This is a genomic window from Exiguobacterium sp. NPDC077395 (assembly GCF_050269125.1).
Taxonomy (GTDB): domain Bacteria; phylum Bacillota; class Bacilli; order Exiguobacteriales; family Exiguobacteriaceae; genus Exiguobacterium; species Exiguobacterium aestuarii_A.
Genome location: NZ_JBNNHU010000001.1, coordinates 774,134 through 799,660, shown reverse-complemented (window position 1 = coordinate 799,660; position 25,527 = coordinate 774,134). Strand labels below are relative to the sequence as shown.

At 47.9% G+C, this 25,527-nt stretch carries 24 protein-coding genes and 1 riboswitch; of the genes, 6 read left to right on the top strand and 18 right to left on the bottom strand.

What is annotated here, in order from left to right; genetic code table 11:
- Positions 1 to 44 precede the first annotated feature (44 nt).
- A complete protein-coding gene (locus tag ACQKD4_RS04075) occupies positions 45 to 515 on the bottom strand; it encodes an N-acetyltransferase family protein (RefSeq protein WP_427372542.1) in 471 nt (156 codons plus the stop codon).
- A gap of 164 nt (positions 516 to 679) precedes the next feature.
- Here ACQKD4_RS04075 and ACQKD4_RS04070 point away from each other — a divergent pair, with 164 nt between their 5' ends.
- Positions 680 to 1,201, top strand: coding sequence for a hypothetical protein (locus ACQKD4_RS04070; RefSeq protein ID WP_427372541.1), 522 nt, complete (start codon positions 680 to 682; stop codon positions 1,199 to 1,201).
- 43 nt (positions 1,202 to 1,244) lie between these two features.
- On the opposite strand, the gene metK is transcribed toward ACQKD4_RS04070, so the two are convergent.
- Positions 1,245 to 2,453 carry a methionine adenosyltransferase gene (metK, locus tag ACQKD4_RS04065; protein ID WP_214746335.1) on the bottom strand — a complete coding sequence of 403 codons (1,209 nt, stop codon included), beginning with the start codon at positions 2,451 to 2,453 and terminating at the stop codon, positions 1,245 to 1,247.
- Positions 2,454 to 2,585: 132 nt separating this feature from the next.
- A riboswitch (SAM riboswitch) is annotated at positions 2,586 to 2,705 on the bottom strand.
- A gap of 322 nt (positions 2,706 to 3,027) precedes the next feature.
- On the opposite strand from metK, the gene pckA reads away from it, so the two are divergent.
- On the top strand, positions 3,028 to 4,599 hold the full coding sequence (gene pckA, locus ACQKD4_RS04060) for a phosphoenolpyruvate carboxykinase (ATP) (protein WP_214782095.1): 1,572 nt from the start codon (positions 3,028 to 3,030) through the stop codon (positions 4,597 to 4,599).
- A 23-nt stretch (positions 4,600 to 4,622) separates the two neighbouring features.
- On the opposite strand, the gene ACQKD4_RS04055 is transcribed toward pckA, so the two are convergent.
- The 12 genes from ACQKD4_RS04055 to ACQKD4_RS04000 form a co-directional block, all read right to left on the bottom strand.
- Positions 4,623 to 5,387, bottom strand: a complete 765-nt coding sequence (locus tag ACQKD4_RS04055; protein ID WP_074033491.1) for an alpha/beta hydrolase family protein — start codon at positions 5,385 to 5,387, stop codon at positions 4,623 to 4,625.
- Positions 5,368 to 5,841, bottom strand: a complete 474-nt coding sequence (gene ytkD / locus ACQKD4_RS04050) for an RNA deprotection pyrophosphohydrolase (protein WP_074033492.1) — start codon at positions 5,839 to 5,841, stop codon at positions 5,368 to 5,370. The genes ACQKD4_RS04055 and ytkD overlap by 20 nt, the downstream gene beginning before the upstream one ends.
- A gap of 99 nt (positions 5,842 to 5,940) precedes the next feature.
- The gene (locus ACQKD4_RS04045) at positions 5,941 to 7,293 is read right to left on the bottom strand and encodes a glucose-6-phosphate isomerase (protein WP_427372540.1); all 1,353 of its coding nucleotides are present in this window, start codon (positions 7,291 to 7,293) and stop codon (positions 5,941 to 5,943) included.
- A 106-nt stretch (positions 7,294 to 7,399) separates the two neighbouring features.
- The gene (locus ACQKD4_RS04040) at positions 7,400 to 8,563 is read right to left on the bottom strand and encodes an iron-containing alcohol dehydrogenase (RefSeq protein ID WP_427372539.1); all 1,164 of its coding nucleotides are present in this window, start codon (positions 8,561 to 8,563) and stop codon (positions 7,400 to 7,402) included.
- A gap of 74 nt (positions 8,564 to 8,637) precedes the next feature.
- Positions 8,638 to 9,630, bottom strand: coding sequence for a Gfo/Idh/MocA family protein (locus tag ACQKD4_RS04035; RefSeq protein WP_427372538.1), 993 nt, complete (start codon positions 9,628 to 9,630; stop codon positions 8,638 to 8,640).
- A gap of 101 nt (positions 9,631 to 9,731) precedes the next feature.
- Entirely contained in the window at positions 9,732 to 10,124 is a 393-nt protein-coding gene (yugI, locus tag ACQKD4_RS04030) for a S1 domain-containing post-transcriptional regulator GSP13 (RefSeq protein ID WP_074033496.1), read from the bottom strand.
- Between the two features lie 197 nt (positions 10,125 to 10,321).
- Positions 10,322 to 11,566 (bottom strand): lysine N(6)-hydroxylase/L-ornithine N(5)-oxygenase family protein, encoded by a 1,245-nt coding sequence (locus ACQKD4_RS04025; protein ID WP_427372537.1) that lies wholly within the window; start codon positions 11,564 to 11,566, stop codon positions 10,322 to 10,324.
- 58 nt (positions 11,567 to 11,624) lie between these two features.
- Positions 11,625 to 12,809, bottom strand: coding sequence for an aminotransferase (locus ACQKD4_RS04020; RefSeq protein ID WP_427372536.1), 1,185 nt, complete (start codon positions 12,807 to 12,809; stop codon positions 11,625 to 11,627).
- Positions 12,806 to 13,300, bottom strand: coding sequence for an Lrp/AsnC family transcriptional regulator (locus ACQKD4_RS04015; protein ID WP_074033499.1), 495 nt, complete (start codon positions 13,298 to 13,300; stop codon positions 12,806 to 12,808). Before ACQKD4_RS04015 ends, ACQKD4_RS04020 begins: the two co-directional genes overlap by 4 nt.
- 2 nt (positions 13,301 to 13,302) lie before the next feature.
- On the bottom strand, positions 13,303 to 14,103 hold the full coding sequence (locus ACQKD4_RS04010; RefSeq protein WP_427372535.1) for a glycosyltransferase family 2 protein: 801 nt from the start codon (positions 14,101 to 14,103) through the stop codon (positions 13,303 to 13,305).
- Positions 14,100 to 14,348 (bottom strand): NifU N-terminal domain-containing protein, encoded by a 249-nt coding sequence (locus ACQKD4_RS04005; RefSeq protein WP_012726804.1) that lies wholly within the window; start codon positions 14,346 to 14,348, stop codon positions 14,100 to 14,102. The genes ACQKD4_RS04010 and ACQKD4_RS04005 overlap by 4 nt, the downstream gene beginning before the upstream one ends.
- A 13-nt stretch (positions 14,349 to 14,361) precedes the next feature.
- Entirely contained in the window at positions 14,362 to 14,592 is a 231-nt protein-coding gene (locus ACQKD4_RS04000; protein WP_214693397.1) for a DUF1871 family protein, read from the bottom strand.
- A gap of 546 nt (positions 14,593 to 15,138) precedes the next feature.
- On the opposite strand from ACQKD4_RS04000, the gene ACQKD4_RS03995 reads away from it, so the two are divergent.
- Genes ACQKD4_RS03995 through ACQKD4_RS03985 form a run of 3 tightly spaced genes read left to right on the top strand, consistent with a single transcriptional unit; the run spans position 15,139 to position 18,931 of the window.
- Positions 15,139 to 17,379, top strand: coding sequence for a ribonucleoside-diphosphate reductase subunit alpha (locus ACQKD4_RS03995; RefSeq protein ID WP_427373265.1), 2,241 nt, complete (start codon positions 15,139 to 15,141; stop codon positions 17,377 to 17,379).
- 48 nt (positions 17,380 to 17,427) lie between these two features.
- Positions 17,428 to 17,934 carry a flavodoxin domain-containing protein gene (locus tag ACQKD4_RS03990; protein WP_427372534.1) on the top strand — a complete coding sequence of 169 codons (507 nt, stop codon included), beginning with the start codon at positions 17,428 to 17,430 and terminating at the stop codon, positions 17,932 to 17,934.
- Positions 17,891 to 18,931, top strand: a complete 1,041-nt coding sequence (locus ACQKD4_RS03985; RefSeq protein WP_074033504.1) for a ribonucleotide-diphosphate reductase subunit beta — start codon at positions 17,891 to 17,893, stop codon at positions 18,929 to 18,931. The genes ACQKD4_RS03990 and ACQKD4_RS03985 overlap by 44 nt, the downstream gene beginning before the upstream one ends.
- A gap of 85 nt (positions 18,932 to 19,016) precedes the next feature.
- On the opposite strand, the gene ACQKD4_RS03980 is transcribed toward ACQKD4_RS03985, so the two are convergent.
- Both ACQKD4_RS03980 and ACQKD4_RS03975 read right to left on the bottom strand, forming a co-directional pair.
- Positions 19,017 to 20,930 carry an N-acetylmuramoyl-L-alanine amidase gene (locus ACQKD4_RS03980; protein ID WP_427372533.1) on the bottom strand — a complete coding sequence of 638 codons (1,914 nt, stop codon included), beginning with the start codon at positions 20,928 to 20,930 and terminating at the stop codon, positions 19,017 to 19,019.
- Between the two features lie 126 nt (positions 20,931 to 21,056).
- On the bottom strand, positions 21,057 to 21,839 hold the full coding sequence (locus tag ACQKD4_RS03975; protein ID WP_427372532.1) for a MazG nucleotide pyrophosphohydrolase domain-containing protein: 783 nt from the start codon (positions 21,837 to 21,839) through the stop codon (positions 21,057 to 21,059).
- Between the two features lie 85 nt (positions 21,840 to 21,924).
- Here ACQKD4_RS03975 and ytvI point away from each other — a divergent pair, with 85 nt between their 5' ends.
- A complete protein-coding gene (ytvI, locus tag ACQKD4_RS03970; protein ID WP_427372531.1) occupies positions 21,925 to 23,058 on the top strand; it encodes a sporulation integral membrane protein YtvI in 1,134 nt (377 codons plus the stop codon).
- Between the two features lie 10 nt (positions 23,059 to 23,068).
- Here the strand turns inward: ytvI and ACQKD4_RS03965 are convergent, their stop codons facing one another.
- Together ACQKD4_RS03965 and ACQKD4_RS03960 are read right to left on the bottom strand one after the other, a co-directional pair.
- The gene (locus tag ACQKD4_RS03965; protein WP_427372530.1) at positions 23,069 to 23,728 is read right to left on the bottom strand and encodes a DUF429 domain-containing protein; all 660 of its coding nucleotides are present in this window, start codon (positions 23,726 to 23,728) and stop codon (positions 23,069 to 23,071) included.
- Between the two features lie 132 nt (positions 23,729 to 23,860).
- On the bottom strand, positions 23,861 to 25,303 hold the full coding sequence (locus ACQKD4_RS03960; protein ID WP_427372529.1) for a leucyl aminopeptidase: 1,443 nt from the start codon (positions 25,301 to 25,303) through the stop codon (positions 23,861 to 23,863).
- Positions 25,304 to 25,527 lie beyond the last annotated feature (224 nt).

Below are 25,527 nucleotides of genomic sequence, written 5' to 3'. Positions count from 1 at the left end.
AACATCAGCCGCAACTGATGTTTGAAGAAAATCCGTCTGGAGGCTTAGCTCGGATGATATCGTAAATGAATGAGTTCCATCGGCTGGTCGTATACCTCTTCTTGGACCCGATTCACTTCTTTAAACGATTGATGCAAAAGGAACGCAATCGCTTGGTCATTTGAATTTTCAACGTACACTTCCATCGGTTGTTCTTTTTTCGATTGGAGATAGTTTAAAAAAGCTGCTCCATATCCGTTTCGGTGATAATCAGGGTGAAGATAAAGACGAAGCATCTCCCACATGTCACCGCGATCGATGGCATGACAAAATCCGATGACATTTTCTTCGAACTCGCCGACGATAAAGTATTGCTCTCGTGCTTCTTCACTCGAACTGATCGCTCGAACAATCTCTTCTTGTCGATAGGCGCGCTCCATCGCTTTCAAACGATTCAAATCATCCTCTGAAATCGTCGCAAGTGCAATCGTTCGAATTAATGCTGCATCTTCTGGAACTGCTTCCCTCATGTTCATGACAGCTTCCCCCTTTTGGCCAATCTATTTGTATCATTCCCTATCGTCACGTTTTTATCCTGCCATTCGTTTCTTTTTCGTGACGATTCATAAGAAAACGTTATGTCCGCAATCGACTAGGGTATAAGACTAGCAATGCCAATCACATGAAGGAGTGGAACAACATGGAACCAAAATTAGAGCATGACCCGAAAATCGAACAAACAGAGAATCCGAACCGTCAATTTGATCAATTGGATGCAGGGGGTCCAAAAATCAGCGTTGTGACCGGGATGCTACTCGGTGCCCTCGTCGGTGGTCTCCTCGCCTTACTTAGCTCCTCGAATCGGGAGCAGACGAAACAATCGCTTACGAATGCAAAATCTTCGGTCGGTGGCATCGTGAATGAAGTCAAGCAAGATCCAGCCGGGAAAGCATCTCAAGTCATTGAACAAGTAAAGACCGCTTCCGGCAAGATACAGGAAGTCTCCACAGACGTCCAAAACGTATATGAAAAAGTCGTCGGAGAAGTCGATACGGTCAAAGAAGACGTCAATAAAATCGTCGAGACGGCTCAAGAAGCCAAATCAGATTTACAAGACATCGGTGAAAAAGTCGTCGAAGCGAAGGATACCGCGCTTGGACAAGAAACCACTTCAACTGATTCGTCATCGAATGACAATAAACAGACACCACCAACGACTTGAACATAAAAAAACGACCTTTCCGCGGAAAGGTCGTTTTTGTTGATTACGCGAAACGCTTCGCGCCTTCTTCAAGAACTGCTGCTTTATCTGTTTGCTCCCATGGGAGTTCGATATCTGTACGACCGAAGTGACCGTAAGCTGCTGTTTGCTTGTAGATTGGACGACGAAGGTCAAGCATCTTGATGATGCCTGCTGGACGGAGGTCGAAGTTCTCACGAACGAGTTCAACGAGCTCTGTTTCGCTCAATTTACCAGTGCCGAACGTGTCGACAGCGATTGATACTGGATGTGCTACCCCAATCGCGTAAGCGAGTTGAACTTCTGCTTTATCCGCAAGTCCTGCTGCAACGATGTTTTTCGCTACATAACGAGCTGCGTATGCTGCTGAACGGTCAACTTTTGTAGGATCTTTACCAGAGAATGCGCCACCGCCGTGACGAGCGTATCCACCGTACGTATCGACGATGATTTTACGTCCTGTAAGACCTGCATCTCCTTGTGGTCCACCGATTACGAAGCGACCAGTCGGGTTGATGAAGTATTTTGTTTCAGCATCGATGAGTTCAGCCGGGATGACTGCTTCGATGACATACTTTTTCAAGTCTTCTTGAATTTGCTCGAGTGTGATCTCTTCTGCGTGTTGTGTCGAGATAACAATCGTGTCGATGCGAACAGGGTTGTTGTCCTCATCGTACTCAACCGTTACTTGCGTCTTACCATCCGGACGGAGGTAATCAAGCGTACCGTTCTTACGAACTTCAGCAAGACGACGTGATAATTTGTGCGCCAATGAGATTGGAAGCGGCATGAGTTCAGGTGTCTCGTTTGTCGCGTATCCGAACATGAGACCTTGGTCACCTGCTCCGATTGCATCGAGTTCCTCTTCAGTCATCTGACCTTCACGTGCTTCAAGAGCTTGGTCAACACCTTGTGCGATGTCTACTGATTGCTCGTCAATCGACGTCAAGACTGCACATGTTTCTGCATCGAAACCATATTTCGCGCGTGTGTATCCGATTTCACGGATTGTTTCACGGACAACTTTCGGGATATCCACGTAAGTTGACGTTGTGATTTCACCAGCTACGAGTACAAGACCCGTTGTGACAGACGTTTCTGCCGCAACACGGGCATTCGGGTCTTCCGCTAAAATGGCATCCAAAATCGAGTCAGAGATCTGATCACAAATTTTATCTGGATGTCCTTCAGTAACCGACTCTGAAGTAAAAAGTCGACGGTTCAATTTTGACATTCAAAAAACCTCCTATAATAAGGGTGATATGTGGACGGTACTCGTTCCCCTTACGCGTTGCTTTGGGACGGTAATGAAAAAAACCTCCCCCGATGACATACATGGGGAAAGGTTGAATCGTTCTTCCTTACCCTCTTATCGTTCGAAGCTAATGGCTTCGCTTCAGGATAGCACCTTTTCCGCACAAGACTTCATGTCGGACGGTTGCTGGGCTTCGTAGGGCCTTGTTCCCTCCACCGCTCAGAATAAGAGTATCCGTTACGAAAACCATCATATAAATGACGCTCGATTATGTCAAGGGAATCGGACGAATTCGTTAAAGTTTTCACTGACTTGCAAAACATTTCTGTTTGTGAATCGTCAAACATTTTTTAAATTCGTTTCTGTTTTTTAACACCTTGTGATAAGAGAATGTGATAAACTGTCTTTGTAAGAAAGCGCTTACTTAGAGAGAAGAAACGCTTGTGTTTAATTAGTGTGTCACATATAATTAAAAATGTCATACTGATTAATCGTAATCGCGGAAGTATGCGGATTTCATCCACATCTATTTAGGGGAAAGGTGGGATTCAGGATGGCGACAACGCTCCTGAAAATCGAAGAATTAATTAATGGTGCCGACATGAAACGGAACTTGACGGTTCCAGAACTGGTGGAAGAAGCCATTCAAAATGGGGAAGGTGTACTGACAAAAGACGGGGCTTTATCTGTCAGCACCGGTGCTTTTACCGGACGGTCACCGAAAGACAAATTCGTCGTCCAAGATGAAGTCAGCAACAACCTTGTCGATTGGGGAAAAGTGAACCAACCGATCGCGGAAGAGAAGTTTTCAGCACTTCTCGACAAAGTACTGAACCATTTAGAAAAGAAAGACAAACTTTATTACCTCGAAGCGTCTGCTGGTGCCGATGAGCACTATACGTTACCGGTCCGTGCCATTACAGAATATGCATGGCATAGTCTGTTCGCAAAACAGCTGTTTTTACGCGAATGGCCAACGAAAGGTGCGTTCGACCCGTTCACTGTGATTTATGCACCAAGTTATAAAGCAGACCCTGCAGTAGATGGCACGAACTCAGAGACATTCATTCTCGTTTCATTCGCCAAGCGCACGATTCTGATCGGGGGAACAGAATACGGTGGCGAAATTAAAAAATCAATTTTCTCCGTCATGAACTTCTTGTTACCTGAGCAAAACGTCTTATCGATGCATTGTTCGGCAAACGTCAACGATGCAAACGAAACGGCACTCTTCTTCGGGTTGTCGGGAACTGGGAAGACGACACTTTCAGCTGATCCACAGCGCCACTTAATCGGAGACGATGAGCACGGATGGTCACCGGATGGGGTCTTCAACATCGAAGGCGGTTGCTACGCGAAGACGATCAACTTGTCGCGTGAGAACGAACCACAAATCTATGATGCAATCCGTTTCGGTTCATTGATTGAAAACGTCGTATTGAATGAAGATCGTACGCCGGACTACAAGAACATTTCCTTGACTGAAAATACGCGTGCAGCATATCCGATCGAATTCATCGACAACGCGATGCTCCCATCACGTGCCGGTCATCCGAATACGATCGTCTTTTTGACGGCCGATGCATATGGTGTCTTGCCACCAATCAGCAAACTGACGAAAGAACAGGCGATGTACCACTTCTTGTCTGGTTATACGTCTAAGCTTGCCGGTACAGAGCGTGGTGTCACAGAACCACAAGCGACGTTCTCGACTTGCTTTGGTTCACCGTTCCTTCCGCTCGCTCCAGAGCGTTATGCGGATATGCTCGGTAAATTGATTGAAGAGCACGATGTAGATGTCTACCTCGTCAACACGGGCTGGACAGGTGGAGCATACGGCGAAGGTTCACGCATGAAACTCGCCTATACGCGTGCGATGGTCAATGCCGCCGTCAACGGCCAGCTCCGTGATGTCGAAACGATGAAACATGACATTTTCAATGTCGAGATTCCTGTAGCCATCGATGGTGTACCGAGCGACGTGCTCAATCCGCGAGATACGTGGAGCGACCCAGCTCGTTACGACGTCGAAGCAAAAGCACTCGCCATGAAATTTAAAGAAAACTTCACTCGCTTCACGAAAGCAAGTGAGTCCGTCATCGCAGCCGGACCACTCGTCATCTAACACAAAAGCACTGACTCGATTTTTTATCGAGTCAGTGCTTTTTCCTGTCGCAACATCCAATCCATCGCTTGTTCGGTCGTCTCCCATTTATCCCAAAACGGGAGCTGGTGACCGAACGGGAGCACCCAAAACTCTGCCTGTTCTCCTAATTTCTCGGCGACGGCTGTCGCATGACGTAAGCGAACTTGTTCATCGTCCGTACCGTGGATGAGCAGTGTCGGGGCGACCCATTCCTTGTAAAGCGGAGAACGGTCGACATACGCAGATTCTGCAGACTCGGGGTCCCCACCCGTCATCCGACGTAACATCTTCCGCATCGAACGCTGTTCTTCATACGTCCACTCGAGGTTTGTCACGCCAGCCCATGAAGTAACCGTCGTGACCGGTCGTTCGGAAGCGAGCGAGAGGGCCATCATGCCCCCTCTTGAAAAGCCGAGGACGTGAACCGGTCGTCCACTCATGTGGACACGGTCGAATAGCGAGAGCACATCCTCTAAGTCTTCTCCTCCAAAGTCTTCTTTTCCCGTCCCGCCGTGATTGCCACGATAGACCGGGGCGACGACATGAAAGCCCCGCGATGCAAACTGCATGAGACGTGGTAAACGAACATCCCCGATTCGCGCCGTTCCTCCTCGTAAGTACATCAACACTTGGCCATTTGATCGTTTCGGCTCAATCGAATACGCCACGACCTCTTCCCCATCTGTCGTCGTGTACCATCCTCGTGTCACTCGGTAACCCGCATAGGGTGGTAACACATCGATTCGGTCAAACCAGTTTTTGATCATAGAGAACCCTCATCGTTTCTGGTAGGACACGGTCTTTCATCATGAAGCTGTAGCGTGGATTGCGCAATAAGTTATCCGGCAAGGCATCGATCAGGACAGCCCCATCTGTCTCGTCAATGGCAGGATGATCCTCGAATCGCTCAATCTCCGCATAATAAATGTTTTTGATGACCGTATCACCTCTACCTAACACACGGTACTGTCCCAAATAGCGCAACGTTTTGACGACTCCACCGGTCTCTTCGTACACTTCCCGGATAGCGGCATCGTCCTCGTGTTCTCCTGGCTCGACTTTCCCTCCTGGAAACTCGAGTCCGCGCTGTTTATGCTTCGTCAATACCCACTTGTCTTCATATCGGGCGACGACCCAGACGTGGAGCGGCGTGTCTGAGAACGGATAATGGGTGAAGCTTAACTCGACTTGATTATGATAGTAATCCTTGAATGTCTTCATAGTCCATCCCTTTCTTTCCCCTGTCTACTCTCACTTTACCTTGTCTTCACCCAGTTTCAAACAAAAAAATCGATCCGACGCGCGGACCGATTCGTTTTCTTATTGATTCAAACGTTTTTCGAGCTCTGCTTTTTGTTCTTCATACCCTGGTTTACCGAGTAACGCGAACATGTTCGCTTTGTAAGCTTCGACGCCTGGCTGGTTGAACGGGTTCACCCCGAGGATGTATCCGCTCATCGCACATGCTTTTTCGAAGAAGTAGAACAAGTAGCCGAGGTGATACGGTGTCATCTCTGGCAATTCGACGACCAAGTTCGGTACATCGCCGTCAGTGTGTGCGAGAAGTGTTCCTTCTGTCGCTTTGTCGTTCACGAACTGAATCGTTTCGCCTGCGAGGAAGTTCAAACCGTCCAAATCTTGAGCGTCTTCTGGGACGTTCATCGAGTGACGGACTTCTTTCACACGAATGACCGTCTCGAACAAGTCACGACGACCTTCTTGGATGTATTGCCCCATCGAGTGGAGATCCGTCGAGAAGTCGACAGCCGCTGGGAAGATTCCTTTGTTGTCTTTTCCTTCTGACTCACCGTAAAGTTGTTTCCACCATTCTGACACGTAGTGAAGAGCTGGCTCATAGTTGACGAGCATCTCAATCGATTTGCCTTTCGCGTAAAGGGCGTTACGTACGACTGCATACTGATACGCTTCGTTTTCAGCCAATTCTGGTGAGCTGTAAGCGTTTTGCGCGTCACGTGCCCCTTCCATCAATGCATCGATATCAATTCCAGCAGCGGCAATCGGAAGAAGTCCGACTGGCGTGAGGACAGAGAAACGTCCACCGACATCATCTGGAATTACGAACGTCTCGTATCCTTCTGCGTCCGCAAATGTCTTGAGTGCACCACGGGCACGGTCTGTCGTTGCATAGATCCGCTCACGCGCTCCATCTTGACCGTACTTGTCTTCCATGAACTGCTTGAGGACACGGAATGCAATCGCAGGTTCTGTCGTCGTTCCTGATTTTGAGATGACGTTGATTGAGACCTCTTTGCCTTCAAGTACTTGAAGCAACTCTCTCATATACGTTGAAGAGATATTGTGGCCCGCATAGAATACTTGTGGTGCCTTGCGCTCTTCTTTTGACAATACGTTGAAGAACGAATGTTGAAGCATTTCGATCGCTGCACGGGCACCGAGGTAAGATCCTCCGATTCCGACGACGACGAGAACGTCTGAATTCTCGCGAATTCGTTCCGCCGCAGCTTTGATTCGTGCGAACTCATCTTGATCGTATTCGGTCGGAAGATCGACCCACCCAAGAAAATCACTTCCGGCACCGCTCCGCTCGTGAATCACCGAGTGAAGGGTTTTTACCGTTTCTTGCATTTGGTCGATTTCGTGCTTCCCTACGAATGAGAGCGCGTTTGAATAATCGAAACGTACAGTTGACATGTCATTTCCTCCTTTAAATCGCTCGTAAAAGAGCCATACATGACCCATCATAAACGGAAACGCTAGATTCGTTCAATCATTATTGCAAAATAGGCAATAAATTGCCTTATTTGCTGAGTTCGAGGATGTGCGCGACATCTTCGCGTTCGAGTGTACGGAAACGACCGAATGCGCCACGTTTCATCGCAGAATCGAGAATCGCATCGAATGTCGACTCATCGATATCGTAGTCACGGAGTGAGTTTGGCGCACCGAGTTGGTCGAAGAATGCACGAATCGCTTCGATTGTACGTTTTCCAGTCTCCAAGTCGTTTTCACCTGGCTCTACATCGAATACCTCCGTACCGAGTCGCGCGAAACGGGCAGCATTGTCTTCATCCAATACATGCTCCATCCAACGTGGGAAGAGGATCGCGAGACCACCAGCGTGCGGGATATCGTGGACAGCCGATACGGCGTGCTCGATGTTGTGCGATGCCCAGTCCCCAGCAGCACCCATTTGAAGGACGCCGTTCAACGCCATCGTACCTGAGAACAAGATGATGGCACGTAAATCGACGTTTTCCAAATCGTTCACGAGTTTCGGTGCCGATTCAACGACTGCTTTCAAGACACCTTCTGTCATGCGTTCCTGTACCGGCGCATGGTTCGGGTGGAAGTATTGTTCGAAACAGTGGCTCATCATGTCGACAATACCGTAAATCGTCTGGTTTTTTGGAACCGAGACTGTATAACGTGGGTCAAGGATTGAGAATGTTGGGAAGACGAGTGGATGACCCCAACCGAACTTCTCTTGTGTTTCCCAGTTTGTGATGACCGAGCCTGAGTTCATTTCTGATCCTGTTGCCGCGAGTGTGAGGACCGTCCCAAATGGTACCGCCTCTGTCGGGATATGTTCACGGAGCACGATGTCCCATGCATCCCCTTCATAAGGAATCGCTGCTGAAATCAGTTTCGTACAGTCGATGACGGAACCTCCACCGACTGCGAGCAACGCATCGATGTTTTCTTCACGTGCAAATTTGACCGCACGACGTACTGTCTCAATACGCGGGTTCGGTTCGACGCCAGAGAAGTCTACGTATGAGATGCCTGCCTTTTCAAGCTCAGCCACGACTTCATCGTACGTTCCGTTCTTTTTGATGCTTCCGCCACCATAGACGAGCATCACTTTCTTCGCGTCGAGCGCGTCAAGTTCTTTCGATAATGTTTCGACCTGATGTGTACCGAAGATCAGTTTCGTCGGATTTTTGTATTCAAAGTTGTGCATGATTCATCCTCCTCGTAGAAATATGTAACACCTACACTATATACCCTGTTTTCAAAGAATGAAAAGTATCGTGCTTATGCGTAAATGCGATCGATGATGCGATGTAGGATGACCGCTTCCTCTGCTTGCCGATAGTTCGGTTCCTTTCGGCACGCTTCGAGAAACAGCTGAATTTGACGTTCATACGGATCATATTCAGTCAAATAGGCAGGTCGTTCGTCAAACAGTGCCCCATGTTTTTCAGTATGGAGTGTGAGCGGGAATAGACTTGCCCCAGCGTTCGTCCCTCGGCACTCGACACGCATCGTATCTTCTGCTTCGACATTGGCCATGTAACTGACGTCGAGCAACAAAGAAGCACCCGTATCGAAGGTGATCATCGCTCTCGCCGTGTCTTCGACAGACAGCGATTCATGGTCCCATTTGCCCATCAATCCTACACCCGGACGGTTCCCTAAATATTGCCCGACGTGACCGACAACCTCTTTCGGTTCCGGATAATCCATCAAGTGAAGCGCGAGATCTAACATATGGACGCCGATATCGAGTAGTGCCCCTCCACCCTGAAGCTCTTTGTTCGTAAACACGCCCCATCCAGGAATGCCGCGTCGGCGAAGGGCAAGTGCCGTTGCCGCATAGATGTCCCCCATCTCTCCTGCGTCAATCATTCGTTTTAGGAGAACCGTGTCGGCACGATGCCGATAATGAAATCCATAATGGAGCGTCTTTCCCGCTCGTTTCGCTGCTTCTAACATCTCCACCGCTTCATTTTCCGATATGCCCGGAGGCTTCTCACAAAGCACATGGCATCCCGCTTCTAGTGCAAGAAGCACTTGCTCTTTATGTAAGGCGTTCGGCGTACAGATGCTGACCGCATCGAGCTGTTCGTGCGTGAGCATCTCGTCGACCGTTTCATAGACGTTCGGAATGTTAAACTGTCGTGCGACACGTTCACCGTTCGCCCGTGTCCGATTCATGACCGCTACCACATCCACCCCTGCTTTTACATAATTCGGAATGTGAGCACTCGTTGCAATCCCGCCTGTTCCAATGATGCCAATCTTCATCTAATCTCCCCCTATTCGAAATACAGTTTCGTCACAAGCCCCATCGATTCCTGTAAAACACAAAAAAGGTGACCCGTTTAGAACGGGTCACCTTGGAACACTTACTTCTTGAAGTTTGTGTTTTTGATCCAGTCTTCAAGTTTGTCTTTAAGGACTGTGAATCCTGGAGCTTCTTCTTGCTTGAAGTTTGAAGATGCTTCGTTGCGGCGTGGCGCACGACGAGCTGGCTTCGCAGACTTCTCGCGTTTTGGAGCTTCTTGAGTCGCTTTCATTGAAAGCTTGATCTTTTTAGAAGCTTCGTCCACTTCAAGGATTTTCACTTCAACTTCTTGACCAACTTGAACGTAATCGTTTACGTCTTTTACGTAGTCGTGTGAGATTTCTGAAATGTGTACAAGACCTTGAGTCTCGTCATCGAGTGCTACGAAAGCACCGAAAGGTTGAATTCCTGTTACTTTACCTGTTAATACTTGATCTTTTTCGTATTTTGCCATTACAAACAACTCCTATGCTAAATTCATCAACTTACTATAACATACTTTTTTCGATAAAGTGTACAAATTAGTAAAAAAGATTATTTTTGACGTGTTGATATGTTTTAAAGTCGAAGCGCGGGGTAAATACAAATCAAGCAAGACTTCAAGTATTCCCCCCTGATTCCGCTAGGCGACTCGCCTAGCCCTTTTTTTGTTCAAAAGGTCGTGAACGGCTTTTGATGGCGAATCGGATAGACCGTTTCTCCAGCCATTTCGTTCAACATCACCGCATTTCGATAGACGGCCATCCCTAGATTCGTCGCAGCGGGTCCGTGGGAATGCTCCAAATTCGTGTGCGTGAATAGTTTCCCTTTTATTGATTCGCTCATGACCACTTCGTACGTATCATGAACAGCCCACTCACTCTCTGCTTCCCAGACAATCGGGAGCTTCTCGACCCACGCCGGAATGACTGGACGATATCCCGTTGCCACGACAACAAGGTCATACTCCTTTTCGACCGCTTCGTTTGTATATTGTTGTGTCCCTTTCAAGCGATGTTTCAACCAGTCATATGAAATGGATTCCACCTCGACTTGCGTCAGCATCTCTGCTCGCTTCGGCTCACCTTCTGCAGTCCTGTGATAGAGCGCCTCATAAATCGCCGTCATCGTCTCAGGGTTGACGCCATGGCGGAAACGTTCAAATGACTGAAGCAATTTTTGACGTGCTTCGTAAGACAAACCATGAAAATATTCGACGTAGTCCACACTAAAAATCTCGTCCCCGAGCTTTCCTGCTTCTAGTGACTCGAAATGATCGGAACGTGTGATCCAGTCGACACGTTGTTCATCCGTCGCTTCACGAAACAGATCAAGAAACACTTCTGCCGCACTCTGTCCACTCCCGACGACCGCGACGCGATAACGATTTCGAAGGACGTCCCGATAGGTCAAATACTCGCTCGTATGGATCACTTGTTCAAAACCTTTTGGCACAAACGGTTCTGCCCCAGTTCCAAGTACGACATGTTTAGCTTGAACTTGAGTCGTTTCACCGTTTGATTCGACCGTCACGAGAAAACCATTTTCCTCGACCAACACATCCGTCACCTCATGATTGAAGTGGATGGTCGACAGCTGTTCGGCGACCCAACGCAAATACCGATTGTATTCCGTCCGAGGAATCTTATCCTGTTCTTGCGTGATGAACGTCTGGAGACGCCCCGTCTCACTCAAGTAGTTCAAGAAACTCGATGGGTTCGTCGGATCCGCGAGCGTGACGAGATCTTGTAAGTAATGTGTTTGCATCGTCATCCCTTCGATGAGCATCCCTTCATGCCACATCATTTCCTTCCGCTTTTCAAAGCAAATCCCGCGTAGTGATGTTTTTTCCGCGAGAATCATTAATCCAAGATTATAAGGACCACATCCGATTGCAACAAAGTCAACTTGTTTCATTTTCTTCACCTCGCCCATCTTTTCCCTTTCATTATATCGCTAAAACGGCAAAAGACTCTCACGAATGAGAGTCCTTGACCGCTGTGACTTCGAATTGCTGCATAAATCGATGGATGCGTCGAATCGCTTCTTGTAACTGTTCGAGCGACGTCGCATAGCTCGCTCGCACGAACCCTTCCCCACTCTCACCGAAGGCATTCCCCGGGACGACGGCTACCCGTTCTTCAAGCAAGAGACGTTCCGCAAATTCTTCACTCGTCAACCCCGTGTGTCGAATCGACGGGAAAGCATAGAAAGCCCCACCCGGCACGTGTGTCGGGAGACCTGCCTCGTTCAGCGCCTGAATGAAATAGTTCCGACGTTGACGATAGCTCTTCACCATGTTCGGTACGTGTTGATGACGTGAACGAAGTGCCTCGAGTCCGCCGAATTGAACGAGCGTCGGGGCACACATCATACCGTATTGATGCACCTTCAACATTTCCCGTGTCACGACTTCAGGGGCACAGGTGAAACCGAGGCGCCATCCCGTCATCGCGAACGCTTTTGAGAAACCATTAATGACGATTGTCCGATCCCGCATATCGTGAAGTGTCGCGAAACTCGTGAACGGATCGTCATAGCAAAGTTCCGCATAAATCTCGTCACTGACAACCCAAAGGTCATACTTGGTCGCGAGTTCTGCGATTTGCGCGAGCTCGTCGGCGTTCATCGTTGCTCCCGTCGGGTTGGACGGGAAGCAGAGGAGAATTGCTTTCGTCCGCTCGGTGATGACGCGCTCGACATCATCACGGTCGAGGCGAAAACCCTTTTCAGGACGACAGGCGACAGGAACAACTTTCCCACCCGCCATCTCGATGAGCGGTCCGTAAGATACGAAAGCAGGTTCGACGACGATGACTTCATCTTCTGGGTTCAGGAGGGCACGGAATGCGATATCGAGCGCCTGAGAGGCACCAGTCGTCACAATTAATTCCGATGCCGGATCGTATTTGACTGAAAATCGTTCTTTCATATAAGTAGCAATCTCTTCGCGTAACTCGATGAGTCCTGCATTGGCACTATACGCCGTATATCCTTGTTCGAGTGCGACATAGCTCGCTTCCCGAACGTTCCAAGGCGTGATGAAATCCGGTTCTCCCACCCCGAGAGAGACCACGTTTTCCATCGTTTGCGCCAAATCAAAGAAACGACGGATGCCTGATGGCTTCATCGAGACAACTTGATTGGATAATGACTTCATGGCGTGATGTTCAACCGCTTGTCTTCAGTTTGTGGGGTGAACAAAATCCCGTCGTGCTTGTACGTCTTCAATTTGAAGTGTGTCGTCGTCGATAAGACCGAGTCAAGCGGTGACAACTTGTCAGAGACGAATGAGGCCACGTCTTGGAGCGAGCTCGCTTGAATGACGACTTGGAGATCGTAGGCACCTGACATCAAATAAAGGGCCGTCACTTCCGGGAAGCGATAAATACGCTCGGCCACATCATCAAATCCACGTCCTCGTTTCGGCGCAACTTTGACATCGATAAACGCCGTGACATCATGCCGGTTGATTTTTTGCCAATTGACCATCGCCCGGAAACCAAGCAAAATCCCATCTTGTTTGAACTTCTCGAGCATCGACTCAATCGTCTCTTCATCGAGCGCCAACAAATCAGCCAACATCTTCGTCTCCAGATAGCCCTTTTCTTCTAACAACTCTAATAGTTCAAGTTCTTTTGATGAATACATACTTATTCTCCTTCCGTCCGACCAGGTAACACGCCTGTGAACGTTCTCTCTGTCTGCCTCACATATGGACGTCGTTCCTCTTGGACCATATGGAAATTCTTCATCCCCATGTCTGTCAGCCCATGCTTCTGACAAAAGCGGTCAAAGTAACGACGTCTCGTTTCGTCTTGTTTCGCTGATAAGTTGTCCGTCCCGTTGAATGCGTAGAGAACCGTTGCTCGAGCGGGGTGGGACACGGTGAACGTCTCCATGACCCTCAAGAAGAAATCCCAGTCCCAATAATTATAGACGTCTTCATCGAAGAGACCGATTGTGTCATGGATTGATTTGCGATACATCGTACCGGACGGGATGAACGTCGAGTCCTTTCGCATTCGCTCACGGTCGAAGTCATATGCGAACGGTTCCCAGTCCGTCACTACCCGACGACCGCCTTCCCATGTAAAACGGAATAGCTCGGCATCCGTATAGACGAAGTCCGCTTCTTGAAGATCGTGCAAACCGTCCTCGATGTGAGTCGGCATGAGCAAATCATCATCGTCTAACAGTAAGATGACGTCCCCTTTCGCTTCGAGTACGCCACGATTCCGCGCACGGACGTGATGGTTCTCCCCGACCTCAATGACATGCACATCCAATTGATTCAAAAAAGGCGCCAAAATATGCTGTTTTGGCGGCCCTTCATTATTCATGACCAAGACTTCGAACTGCTGAAACGTTTGGACCGTTAAGCTTTCAAGCAGCTCCGTCAATTCCGTTTCGCGCTTATACGCTGGAATGACGATTGAGACAGTCAGGGTCATCCGCGATATGCCGTCTCAACGTGTGGAAGGATTGCTTCCCAACTCACGCCATTCTCTTTTGAAACGGTTACGAAGTCGCCGTATGCGAATACACTCTCGACACCTTCAATCTCGACAAGTTTCGCAAGGAGCGGCTGATCTGTCGCTTCTCCTGCTTTCACACTTTGGCTTTTTGCGCCGAATACGTTTTCTGGAAGTGTGACTTTCATAGCATTCGGGTTTGGTGTTGGATCAATTCGTAACATTAATTCTTCCTCCTTATAGTTGGCAAGATGACGACGCGAATAGTTGCTGCGCCATCTTTATGATTTCTTCTTCAGGGGGACACTCATCGAACGCTTCAAGAAGCGTACGGCGAATCACATCGGTCAATTGTTCTGAAGATTCGACATAGGTTAATGCCACCATCACCTCATCGAACTCTGGTCCGTATGAACCTGTTCCATAACCGAGCGGGTCCCATGTTAATAATAAGTCTTCTGTACGCACTTGTTAAACCCTTCTTTTCGTTGAAATCCATGTCCTACCTCATCAATCTACCTTACTTTTTGTTCGGATACCAGCCTTGACAAATGGATTCGCCCATCACGATTTCTTGGAACACTATATCTAGTATCAATCGATTCAAGCAGGTATTTTGATAAGCGGCGTCAAATACAATACATTCGTGCCTACATATAGCATTCAAATATCCTTTTTTTGCTGATGAAGTCGAATACATTTTTTGTGAAGAAACGCGCAATTAGAATCCATAAAAATTTTTCATCTCATTTCTTCGTCTCAAATCGGGCCATAAAGCCCTTTTCGAACAAAAGCAAAAGAGCGACTCGCACATTCGCGAATGTCAAGGATTGAAAAACTAAATATAGGTGTTTTATGATTAAAAAGATTAAAATGTGTCAATATATAGTTAACAGCTATTTTGGTCGTTGACACATTATTGTGACAGGTTAGGAAGTTCTTATTATACTTTCATAACGTCTACATCTATTAAAGGAGTGATCGATTTTGACATCCCCTATCCACCACGAGACGATGTTACCAGCGGCACCAACGCTTGCTGATGTCTCTTCTCTTATTCAATCTATCCAAACACGGTATCCTCATTTAAGTGTACAGCGTTACGAGGAACGCGCGATTCGGGCGCTCGAGACGAAGACGCTGACACAAGATGTAGTATATGACTTATTGACGATGCATGCGCTCGATATGTTGAAAGCCGAAGAACCGGACTGGACGTTCGTGGCGACAGAGATGTATCTGAACCGTCTCTATCTCGAGGCGGCACGCAATCGTGGCTATGATGCGTCGATGCGCTACGGCAACTTCCATCACTTGATCGAGACGTTGACATCAAAACGCATCTTTACTTCAGCACTGATGGATACGTATTCAAAAGAAGATATGGACCACCTCGAGACGTTGATTGACCCGTCTCGCGACCGTCTCTTCACCTACATCGGACTTCGCACGTTATCGGACCGTTACCTCGGCCGCGACCATGTGAAGAATTTATACGAGCTTCCGCAAGAGCGCTTCATGGTCATCGCGATGACCCTCATGCAAAAAGAGGATGAGAAAACACGCCTCAAACTCGTCGAAGAAGCGTACTGGGCGCTCTCAAACCTTTATATGACCGTCGCGACACCGACGTTATCGAACGCCGGTAAGTCATACGGTCAGCTTAGCTCTTGCTTCATCGATACAGTCGACGACTCACTTCGCGGCATTTACGACTCTAACACCGACGTGGCGACCCTTTCAAAAGGCGGTGGCGGAATCGGTGTCTATCTCGGTAAAATCCGCTCACGCGGAAGTGACATCAAAGGATTCAAAGGCGTCTCGAGCGGTGCCCTTCCTTGGATGAAACAATTGAACAACACGGCCGTCTCTGTCGACCAACTCGGCATGCGCCAAGGTTCAATCGCCGTATATCTCGACATCTGGCATAAAGATATCTTCGAATTCTTAGATGCGAAGTTGAACAACGGGGACGAGCGTCTTCGGACACATGACTTGTTCACAGGAGTCTGTTTACCGGACCTCTTCATGCGTACGGTCGAGGCACGTGGTGAATGGCACTTATTCGACCCGCATGAGATTCGCACGGTGATGGGATATAGCCTTGAGGACTACTTCGACGAAACGGAAAACGGCGGTAGCTTCACCGAAAAATACATGGAGTGCGTCAATACACCTGAGCTATCACGTGTGACTGTACCTGCTATCGACCTCGTGAAGCGTTACATGCGCTCACAGCTTGAGACAGGTACGCCGTACATGTTCTTCCGTGACGCTGTGAACCGGGCAAACCCAAACAAACACGCCGGTATGATTTATAGCTCGAACCTCTGTTCAGAGATTGCACAAAACATGTCAGCAACGACGATTGAAGAAGAGTACACACAAGACGGAAAAATCGTCATCACGAAAACACCAGGTGATTTCGTCGTCTGTAACTTGAGCTCAATTGCACTCGCCCGTGCGGTGAAAGCAGACGTGCTCGAACGCCTCATCCCGATTCAAATGCGTATGCTCGACAACGTCATTGACTTGAACACCATTGAAGTGCCACAAGCGATGATTACGAACCAGAAGTATCGCGCGGTCGGTCTCGGCACGTTCGGATGGCATCATCTACTCGCCCTCGAAGGAATCCGCTGGGAATCGGTCGACGCCGTTCAATACGCGGAGAAACTCTACGAGAAGATTGCCTACCTCACGATCCAAGCTTCGATGGAGCTCGCGAAGGAGAAAGGCGCGTTCGGCGTCTTCGAAGGATCAGAATGGCATACAGGTGAATACTTCAAGCGCCGGAACTATCGCTCGCACGACGAGTTGGATTGGGATGGTCTTGCAGAAGCCGTCCACCAAAACGGTGTCCGTAACGCCTATATGATGGCTGTTGCACCGAACTCGTCGACTGCTATCATCGCGGGTAGTACCGCGTCGATTGACCCGGTCTATAAGAAAGTCTACTCAGAAGAGAAGAAAAACTACAAGATTCCGGTCACGGTGCCAGATTTGACACCTGAGACGAACTGGTTCTACAAATCAGCTTTCGAAGTCGATCAACTATGGAGCATCCGTCAAAACGCATCGCGCCAACGTCACATCGACCAAGCAATCAGCTTCAACTTGTACGTGAAGAACGATGTGAAAGCGACAGAGCTTCTCGCGATGCACTTAGAAGCTTGGTCTCTCGGTATGAAATCGATTTATTACACACGTTCAACGACCGTTGAAGTAGATGAATGTGAGTCTTGTGCCTCATAACTTGTTCGATTCATCATTAGTCCGTTTTAATGAAAGGTGGTTAACGACATGAACATTGCAATCATTTGTCATTCGATGAGCGGAAACACAGAAGAAGTGGCGACGCTCATCGAGTCGACCCACCATCATCGTGGTGACCACGTTGTCCGCTACGACGCGGATCGGGTCGGATATCAGGAAGCCCAGTCTCTCGCATCGTGTGACCTCGTCTATTTCGGGTCTTACACATGGGCAGATGGCATCTTGCCGGATGAAATGAAAGACACGTTCCGTCTCGTGCTAAAAGAATTGAATGTACCGATTCGTCAGGCAGCCGTATTCGGAACGGGTGACAAAATGTTTGTTCATTTCTGTCGAGCGGTCGATGAGATGGCGTACCACCTTTCAAAATACGGAATCCCACTAGCCGGTGAACTGCTTAAAATCGAGCAGTCGCCTCGCAACCAACCGTTCAACGTCCAGCACTGGGCAGAACGGATGGCTCAGAATGTAGAAGAAGGAGTCATGCACCATGTCGATTCAGAAAATCAAATTATTGTCGCCCAAACATCCTAACCGGGCAACCGCCATCATCGGTGGCGAAACAAGCTCAATCGTGAACTGGAACGATATCGCATATCCTCAGTTTTATACGATTTATAAGCAGTTGCTTTCAAACTTTTGGATCCCAGATGAGATCTCGATGTCGAAAGACATGCAACAATGGCCACAGTTAACGGAACGTGAACAAGATGCGTTCAAACGGATCATCGGGCTGTTATCGATTCTCGACTCTGTCCAGACACGATACATCCTTGAATCATCGATGTTCTCGTCAGATTCATCCGTACACGCCGTACTTGCCGTTATCGCGCAACAGGAAGTCGTACACAATCAATCGTACAGTTACGTTTTATCAAGCCTCGTCCCACTCGCTGAACAAAATCGTATTTTTGATATTGCGAAAGATGACGAGATGGTCATGAAACGTAACCAATTCATCCTGGACTTATATGAAGAGTTCCGCGACACGCCAAATGCAGAGAATTTCGCAAAATCACTTGTGGCCTCGGTCATTTTGGAAGGCATCAACTTCTATTCTGGCTTCGCCTACTTCTATAACTTGGCCCGTCATCAAAAAATGGTCGGGACGTCAACGATGATCAGTTATATCCAGCGTGACGAGATGCAACATTCTTACTTCATCAGCCAGTTGCTCCGTGCCGTATTGACTGAAAATCCAAAGATTGATGCGGACGGACAGTTCAGCCAATTCGTATACGATACGATGGCAGAGGCCGTCGACCTTGAGATCGAGTGGTGTGAATACGTCCTTCGCGATCTCGATGGACTCGACGTCAGTGAGATGCGTGACTACGTCAAATACTTGGCAAACAAACGTTTACGTGTAATCGGTCTGAACGACTTGTACGAAGGATATGACGAAGATGTCATGCCTTGGATCCGTGCATACTCAGACGATTCGCTCAACGCAACAAAATCTGATTTCTTCGAACAAAAATCGCGTTCGTATGCGAAAGTGACAGACGCGAACGGTTTCGATGACTTATAAGATTTTTGATCAACCGAACCTTCATATGGTTCGGTTTTTTATTGCATCAAAAAACCTTAGACAAAATTTGTCTAAGGTTTAAGGATTAATGATAAGTCTGTACGTATTTAGCGATTCCTTCTGCAACACCTTCTGCCATACGCTGGCGAGATGCGTCACTGCGAAGATACGTCAAATCCGTTGGAGAAGAAATGAATCCGAGCTCAACGAGAGCCGATGGCATCGTATTATACGTGATGACGTAATAGTTTGCCGTCTTCACACCTCGGTTTGACATCCCACTCATCTTCCCGACTAGGTTACTTTGAATGTTCGAAGCCAACACGCTACTACGTGCACTGTGAGCCGAACGTGTCGAATAGAATGTTTCCAATCCTTTTGCTGCTGATGAACCTGCTGCGTTGACATGCATACTGACGAACAAGTCACCACGCAACGACTTCGCTGCAGCGACACGTTGATCAAGTGTCAAGTAAACGTCTGTCGAACGTGTTAGACGAACTGTATACCCGTATTTCGAACGAAGATAAGCTTCTACACGTTGTGATACATCTAATACAATCGTCTTTTCGTAAAGCGAACCGTTCAGTGCCCCTGGGTCTTTCCCGCCATGTCCAGGATCAAGAACGATGACAGCTCCAGAAGATTCACTCGGTTTCGATGCTGTGACGAAAGCTGAAGAAACGTAAGCATCTTTTCCATTGTATTTGATTTTGTGGAAACCATTTACCGTCCCATAATGAGGGACAGCCGTGCCATGATCGAGTTTCCCTACTACGCTTGAGTTAAGACTCGCTTGAGAACGAACATTCAACACATCACCTGGCGTGTTAATATATACCGTTCCTTTCGGTGCCGCTTCAGGCTCAGCCGGAGCTTTCCCAGCAGTCAACCATGAGCTTGCCGTGTAGTAGACTTTCGACCCAATGTGAACCGTCGACCAGCTTCCATTATACGATTTGTATGATACAGCTGTGTATTTCGGAAGCACAAGTTGAACTGGCGAACTTTGGTGCGTTCTTCCGAACAAGTTGACGTTTCGGTTAGCATATCCTTGAGTCAATCCGTCGTTTGGTTCCGTTGTTGTAGGTGGTTGTGTTTCCGTTTTAGAAGTTGAGATCCAAGCTGTCGGTGTATAATATGTCGCATTCCCGATATATACGGTCGACCAACTTGAATTGTACTTACTTGAAACGACTGCAGTATTGATTGGCAATACTTTCGCTACGCTAGAACTTTGGCTTCGCATCACGAAAAGTTTTAACTCTCGGTTTGCGTATCCATTCTCTTTGACAATCTGTGGTTTGAGCGATCCAGGCGTAATCCACGCTGTCGGCGTATAGTATGTCGCGTTTCCAATATACACGGTCGACCAGCTCGAGTTGTATTTGCTAGAAGTGACGACTGTATGTTTCGGTAACACCTTCTGCACAACCGAACTTTGACTCCGCATCGCAAACAATTTCATTTCACGGTTTGCGTAACCTTCCGTTCGGTTCACTGTTGCATCTGTCAATTTTGGTGCAATGTACATCTTCGCAGCATAGTATGTCTTTCCGTTCAAATAGACTTTCGCCCACGAAGAGTTATGAACGGCATACTTGACTTCTGTCCCTTTTTTCAACGTCGTGACAATGCTGGCTGCACGATGTGATGTGACACGGATGTTTAAGTTTTCGGTTGTCACACCTGTTGAAGTTGCTGACTGAGTCGTCAACGAACTCGAAGGAGAAGAAAGTTTGCGGATGTATTGAGCCGATGCATAATATGTACGACTATCGACATACACTTTATGCCAGGACTGATTATACGTCCCGTATTTCACTTTCGTGCCTTTCGGCAATGTCTTGACGACTGTCCCGCTCAAACTTGGTGTTGAACGAATATTCAAATTCACAGTCGTCTCCCCATCGTACGTTGCGGCTTCAACTGAAGGAAGTTGCATTCCAAATAAGAGAACCGTTAAGATGAGTGCGATTTTTACAAGCTTCATTTTCATCCAAAATATTCCTTTCTTCTAGCGGCATTTCCTACTAACAACAACTTCATATTAGCATAATGCTTTTTTAAAAAAAGTAAATATTTGAAAAAAAGATGAATGTTTTTGATAAAAAGGTAAATGTTTTTATTGTTGGGGTTTGATGACTAAGAATTGATGATTTTCGTAAGTTTCTTCTACAATATGAAAGGTTTCAGGAATCCGATATTCATAACCATCTTCATATAAAAGACCATCTTTTGATTGTTGAATCACAAATCCATCAAGCCCCTCAATATGAGCAATTTTCAAAAAACGTTCTACATGTTTCTCTCTCTCCATATATCGGTCAAATCGCTCAAAAGGTTTAGGATCAATTCCACCCCAATAGCGTCCAGACTGATACGTGACATAGGTTCTGACGGAAGCTTCCGTAATCGGATCCGGTGTATGATCGAAACGCCCAAAGTCACGTGTCGATTTTTCATCAATCAATACATACAATGAGTCAAACAATTCATAGTTGCACTGTTCCCCTAAAGAAATCACAGCACGTTGCAGTTGCTCGATATGAAGCTGTAACGACTCTCCTTGGCGATTTGACTTCAGCTTTTTATCTCCTTCGTAAGCATTCAATATCCTCGCCACTTCGCCGGCCTCTTCTACGATTTGAAAATATAACTGTTCTTTCGTCACTTCTCTTACATCCGCTTCTTGTTGTTGAAGTGAAATGGCGTACTGGTTCGCGAGACACGTGGAGATGACGAGCACATCGAGCAGTTCTTCTTTTAGCTCCTCCGCTGATCCTCTCCGCATCGCCCCTCCCACTTCTCCTACTTCTTCTAACAATCGTGCCAGCCCCGATAACGGTCTCCAGTAGCCTCCCAAATGAAGAATCATCGTATCAATTTTTTGTTGAATCTCTCTCATGTTCATTCACCTATCTTTCTGCTTTATTTACCGTCTACATGATATACTATGCTCAATCTAACTGTCCGGAAAGGGTGGGTTTTTCATGTCTTCGGTAAGACTTTGGCAACTGCTTCGGTTCGTACTTGTCGTAATCGGCTTATTTTTGATCACATGGGTACTGAACATCCTCTTCGAATATACGTATCCTTTCGTGTTTGCCCTACTCTTATCACTCTTGACCGTTCCACTCGTCAATTTTTTCGAACGAAAAACCAACATGCCGCGTGCACTCGGGACGCTGATCTCGTTGTTGATCGTCCTCAGTATCGTCGTCGGCATCATCACCATCGTCATCATCCAATTGATTCATTATGCGACAATCGCAGCGGAGCGACTTCCTGAACAAATCCAAACGTTCACTGAATATGTCCAGCGCTTGTTCAACGAAAAGATTGCACCACTCGTCAACGATGCGTACGAGAGCTATCAACAATTGAATCCTGGACAGACGACTTCATTAGAAGGCGGCATCACAGAGCTCGGTGTCCAACTCGCGGCCGCAATCGGTGTTTTATCCCGTAGTGTGGCAAGTGTCCTACAAGGCATGTTGGCAGCACTCCCACTCGTCCTGCTGCTTGTCGTCGTCATTGTGCTCGCCTGGTTCTTTATTACAAAAGACTGGCCCTCTTACGTGACGTCTCTAAATCGCCTGAATAAACGCAAAGGATTTAAAGAGTTCGAGGAAGTCATGATCAACCTGAAGTCCGCTTTATTCGGTTACGTTCGAGCACAACTGACGCTCATTTCCATCACCTTCGGAATCGTACTGGTCGGTATGTTCATTCTCCGAGTCGACAATCCGCTCTCATTCGCTTTACTCGCAGGGTTCTTCGACCTTTTACCTTATTTAGGTGTCGGTACACTACTCATTCCATGGGCCGCCTATGCCGCAGTATCGGGCGATTGGTTCGTCGCCATCGGATTGATTGTCCTATACATCATCGTCATCGTTCAACGAAACTTGGCTGAACCGAAGATTGTTGGTTCCCACATCGGGTTGAATCCGCTTGCCGCACTCATTTCGATTTTCGTCGGTCTAAAACTATTCGGTGTATTCGGCTTCATCTTAGGTCCCGTACTCGCCGTTCTGCTGAAGGCTTTATACAACGCCAAAGTCTTTCACTATATGTGGCGGTTCGTCGTCGGTCCGACCGCTACGACAGCAAAAGAGCGATGAAATCAACATTTCATCGCTCTTCTTTCATTTGAGGTACAGCTACTTTCGGCTCATTCGCTTCAGCCGGGTGTAACGAAAGACCACTCGTCCCCGCTTCATAGGCGGCTACTGCTAAGATGCAAGCATCGATAATGTCATCGATTTGGACGTTCGACATTTTCCATTTCCACGGAGTGCTTTTCGAGTATTTTCGAAGTAACTCGATTCGTTCATCCTGCCCTTCGACTGTCTTTTTCGAATGACTTGCCTCATGCCCCATCATGACCGAGAAGCATACTTCTGGGTGAGATTCGTAAACGTCCTCCGCTAACACCTGCTGGAACTCACGGATACGCGGAACCAAATGCCAAGCCTGTTTGCTAATCCCTTTATCGATCAACAATCGACTTCGTTTGTTCGCTTCCTCATATGTCGCTTCATGAAGCACTTCTTGAATCGGCGGGGTGAAGACGGACGATTTCCGCTCGACGAGTTGGCTCCGCATCCACGCGTCACACGCTCGACTCGGATGGTCGACCGTCCCTAAATCTTTCGGCATATCCACGAAATGCATCGCGCCGTCAATGAGCAACTCCTCTAGCGTTTCCGAAATCGTCAAACATAAGGAAATGCTATCGTATGTGATGCGCACCCAGCCTCCGCGTGCGCCGTCAATTCCTACTCCTACCATGTCGTACCTCCTGTAACATCATCAACACGCCGAACACGGCGAAAAATACTGTACATCCTAACCAGATCCGGTTCGGCCAAACCGTGTACGCAAAGCCACACAGAATCGCCAAACCGATCAAGAGGAGTGCTCTTAGCGCTCCCACGTTTCAATCATCCGGGCAAGCGTTCGGACCATGACACCAGTCGGGCCTTTCGGGCCGAGGTCGTTCGCTGCCGCACGTTCGCTCGTTCCTGCGATATCGAGGTGAAGCCACGGTGTATCGCCGACAAACTCGCCGACAAACGCGCCACCGAAAATCATGTGACCGAACCGACCAGGTGAGTTGTTCAAGTCGGCTACTTCTGATTTTCTCACTTTGTCGATGAACACATCAAAGTATGGCATTTGCCAAACGAGCTCATTCGTCTCGCGACTCGCTTCTTCGAGTGAGCGATAGAGGGTATCATCGTTCGTCAGACAGCCCGTCACGTCCGTACCGAGCGCGACGAGTACACCACCTGTAAGTGTAGCCACATCGATGATTGCTGTTGGCTCATACGTTTTCGCGAACGTGACAGCATCCGCTAGAACGAGGCGCCCTTCCGCATCTGTGTTGAGTACTTCGATCGTTTTGCCGTTCATCGCCGTGATGACATCATCCGGCTTGAAGGCATCGCCTGAAATCATGTTGTCTGTTGCACCGATGATTCCGATGACGTTTTTATTCGGTCGTGTGCGTCCGAGTGTCTCGAATAGTCCAAGGACAGTAGCCGCACCACCCATATCGCCTTTCATTCCGACGATGCCGTCTTTCGGCTTGATTGAATAGCCACCTGTATCGAACGTGACGCCTTTTCCGACAACCGCAATCGGAGCTTCTTCCTCTGCACCACGATATTCCAACACGATCAATTTCGGCGGGATCATCGAGCCTTGGTTTACGGCGAGGAGTGCACCCATTCCGAGCCCTTCCATTTCTTCTTTTTCTAACACTCGGTATTTGAAATCATGGCGTTTCGCTAATTCTACCGCATAATCCGCCAACGTCTCTGCTGTCAAAATATTAGCCGGCATCATCGTCAACGTTCGAGCGACATTGACCCCTTTCCCATAAGCGACACCTGCATCGATGTCTTCTTGTGACACATCCCCAAGAAGTGTGATGTTTGGCTCTTCGACCGTTTGTTTCGGCTCTGACTTGTATGTAGGATGAGCATACGTCGCCATTTCAAATGCTTCTGCGAAAATGCGAGCCGCGTCGTTTGTGAACGTGTCGAGTGCGACTGCAACGTCCTTTAATCCACGCGCGTGGACGAGCTTCGCCACTTTTCCGAACCAGTTCCGTACATTCTCTGTCGTGATGTCGTTTCGTTGACCAAGTCCGACAAACAAGACGCGTGCCGTTTCCCCGGCGAACGTCGGCAATAACGTCACTTCTCCTGTTTTCGTCGAAAGGTCTCCTGATTGAATGAGTGCTTTCACTCGTCCACCGAACAATGTGTCGAGCCCTTCGTCGATTGAATCGGCCGCACCGATTCCAACGATCATCGTGTCATATGAATCTGTCCAATTTAATTGAGCAATTTGATACATCTTGCCACTTCCCTTCTTTATATATGGTAAGCATAGCGAACTTCTCCAAAATAATGAAATAGTATGCGTAAGAGTCAAGAAATCTTCGAATTCATGGGCTATCTCCTCGTTGTGACGTTGTTTTATTTTATGATAGGATAAGAAAGTACGCAATCGGGCTTCTCTTCATCGTGAAGTGAGGCCAATTTGACTGGTCGAGGCTTCCCCTAGTCGTAGACCGTTGC

Excerpts from the sequence above, each read along its gene's own strand:
- ACQKD4_RS04035 (WP_427372538.1), bottom strand. The coding sequence starts at position 9,630 with ATGAAGATTGGCATCATTGGAACAGGCGGGATTGCAACGAGTGCTCAC.
- ACQKD4_RS04045 (WP_427372540.1), bottom strand. The coding sequence starts at position 7,293 with ATGTCAACTGTACGTTTCGATTATTCAAACGCGCTCTCATTCGTAGGG.
- metK (WP_214746335.1), bottom strand. The coding sequence starts at position 2,453 with ATGTCAAAATTGAACCGTCGACTTTTTACTTCAGAGTCGGTTACTGAA.
- ACQKD4_RS03985 (WP_074033504.1), top strand. The coding sequence starts at position 17,891 with ATGTCGATTCAGAAAATCAAATTATTGTCGCCCAAACATCCTAACCGG.
- yugI (WP_074033496.1), bottom strand. The coding sequence starts at position 10,124 with ATGGCAAAATACGAAAAAGATCAAGTATTAACAGGTAAAGTAACAGGA.
- ACQKD4_RS03960 (WP_427372529.1), bottom strand. The coding sequence starts at position 25,303 with ATGTATCAAATTGCTCAATTAAATTGGACAGATTCATATGACACGATG.
- ACQKD4_RS04010 (WP_427372535.1), bottom strand. The coding sequence starts at position 14,103 with ATGACCCTGACTGTCTCAATCGTCATTCCAGCGTATAAGCGCGAAACG.
- ACQKD4_RS03975 (WP_427372532.1), bottom strand. The coding sequence starts at position 21,839 with ATGAGAGAGATTCAACAAAAAATTGATACGATGATTCTTCATTTGGGA.
- ACQKD4_RS04075 (WP_427372542.1), bottom strand. The coding sequence starts at position 515 with ATGAACATGAGGGAAGCAGTTCCAGAAGATGCAGCATTAATTCGAACG.
- ACQKD4_RS03965 (WP_427372530.1), bottom strand. The coding sequence starts at position 23,728 with ATGGTAGGAGTAGGAATTGACGGCGCACGCGGAGGCTGGGTGCGCATC.
- ACQKD4_RS04040 (WP_427372539.1), bottom strand. The coding sequence starts at position 8,563 with ATGCACAACTTTGAATACAAAAATCCGACGAAACTGATCTTCGGTACA.
- ACQKD4_RS03990 (WP_427372534.1), top strand. The coding sequence starts at position 17,428 with ATGAACATTGCAATCATTTGTCATTCGATGAGCGGAAACACAGAAGAA.
- ACQKD4_RS04005 (WP_012726804.1), bottom strand. The coding sequence starts at position 14,348 with ATGTTACGAATTGATCCAACACCAAACCCGAATGCTATGAAAGTCACA.
- pckA (WP_214782095.1), top strand. The coding sequence starts at position 3,028 with ATGGCGACAACGCTCCTGAAAATCGAAGAATTAATTAATGGTGCCGAC.
- ACQKD4_RS04020 (WP_427372536.1), bottom strand. The coding sequence starts at position 12,809 with ATGAAGTCATTATCCAATCAAGTTGTCTCGATGAAGCCATCAGGCATC.
- ytvI (WP_427372531.1), top strand. The coding sequence starts at position 21,925 with ATGTCTTCGGTAAGACTTTGGCAACTGCTTCGGTTCGTACTTGTCGTA.
- ACQKD4_RS04070 (WP_427372541.1), top strand. The coding sequence starts at position 680 with ATGGAACCAAAATTAGAGCATGACCCGAAAATCGAACAAACAGAGAAT.
- ACQKD4_RS03980 (WP_427372533.1), bottom strand. The coding sequence starts at position 20,930 with ATGAAAATGAAGCTTGTAAAAATCGCACTCATCTTAACGGTTCTCTTA.
- ACQKD4_RS04015 (WP_074033499.1), bottom strand. The coding sequence starts at position 13,300 with ATGTATTCATCAAAAGAACTTGAACTATTAGAGTTGTTAGAAGAAAAG.
- ytkD (WP_074033492.1), bottom strand. The coding sequence starts at position 5,841 with ATGAAGACATTCAAGGATTACTATCATAATCAAGTCGAGTTAAGCTTC.
- ACQKD4_RS03995 (WP_427373265.1), top strand. The coding sequence starts at position 15,139 with ATGTTACCAGCGGCACCAACGCTTGCTGATGTCTCTTCTCTTATTCAA.
- ACQKD4_RS04025 (WP_427372537.1), bottom strand. The coding sequence starts at position 11,566 with ATGAAACAAGTTGACTTTGTTGCAATCGGATGTGGTCCTTATAATCTT.
- ACQKD4_RS04055 (WP_074033491.1), bottom strand. The coding sequence starts at position 5,387 with ATGATCAAAAACTGGTTTGACCGAATCGATGTGTTACCACCCTATGCG.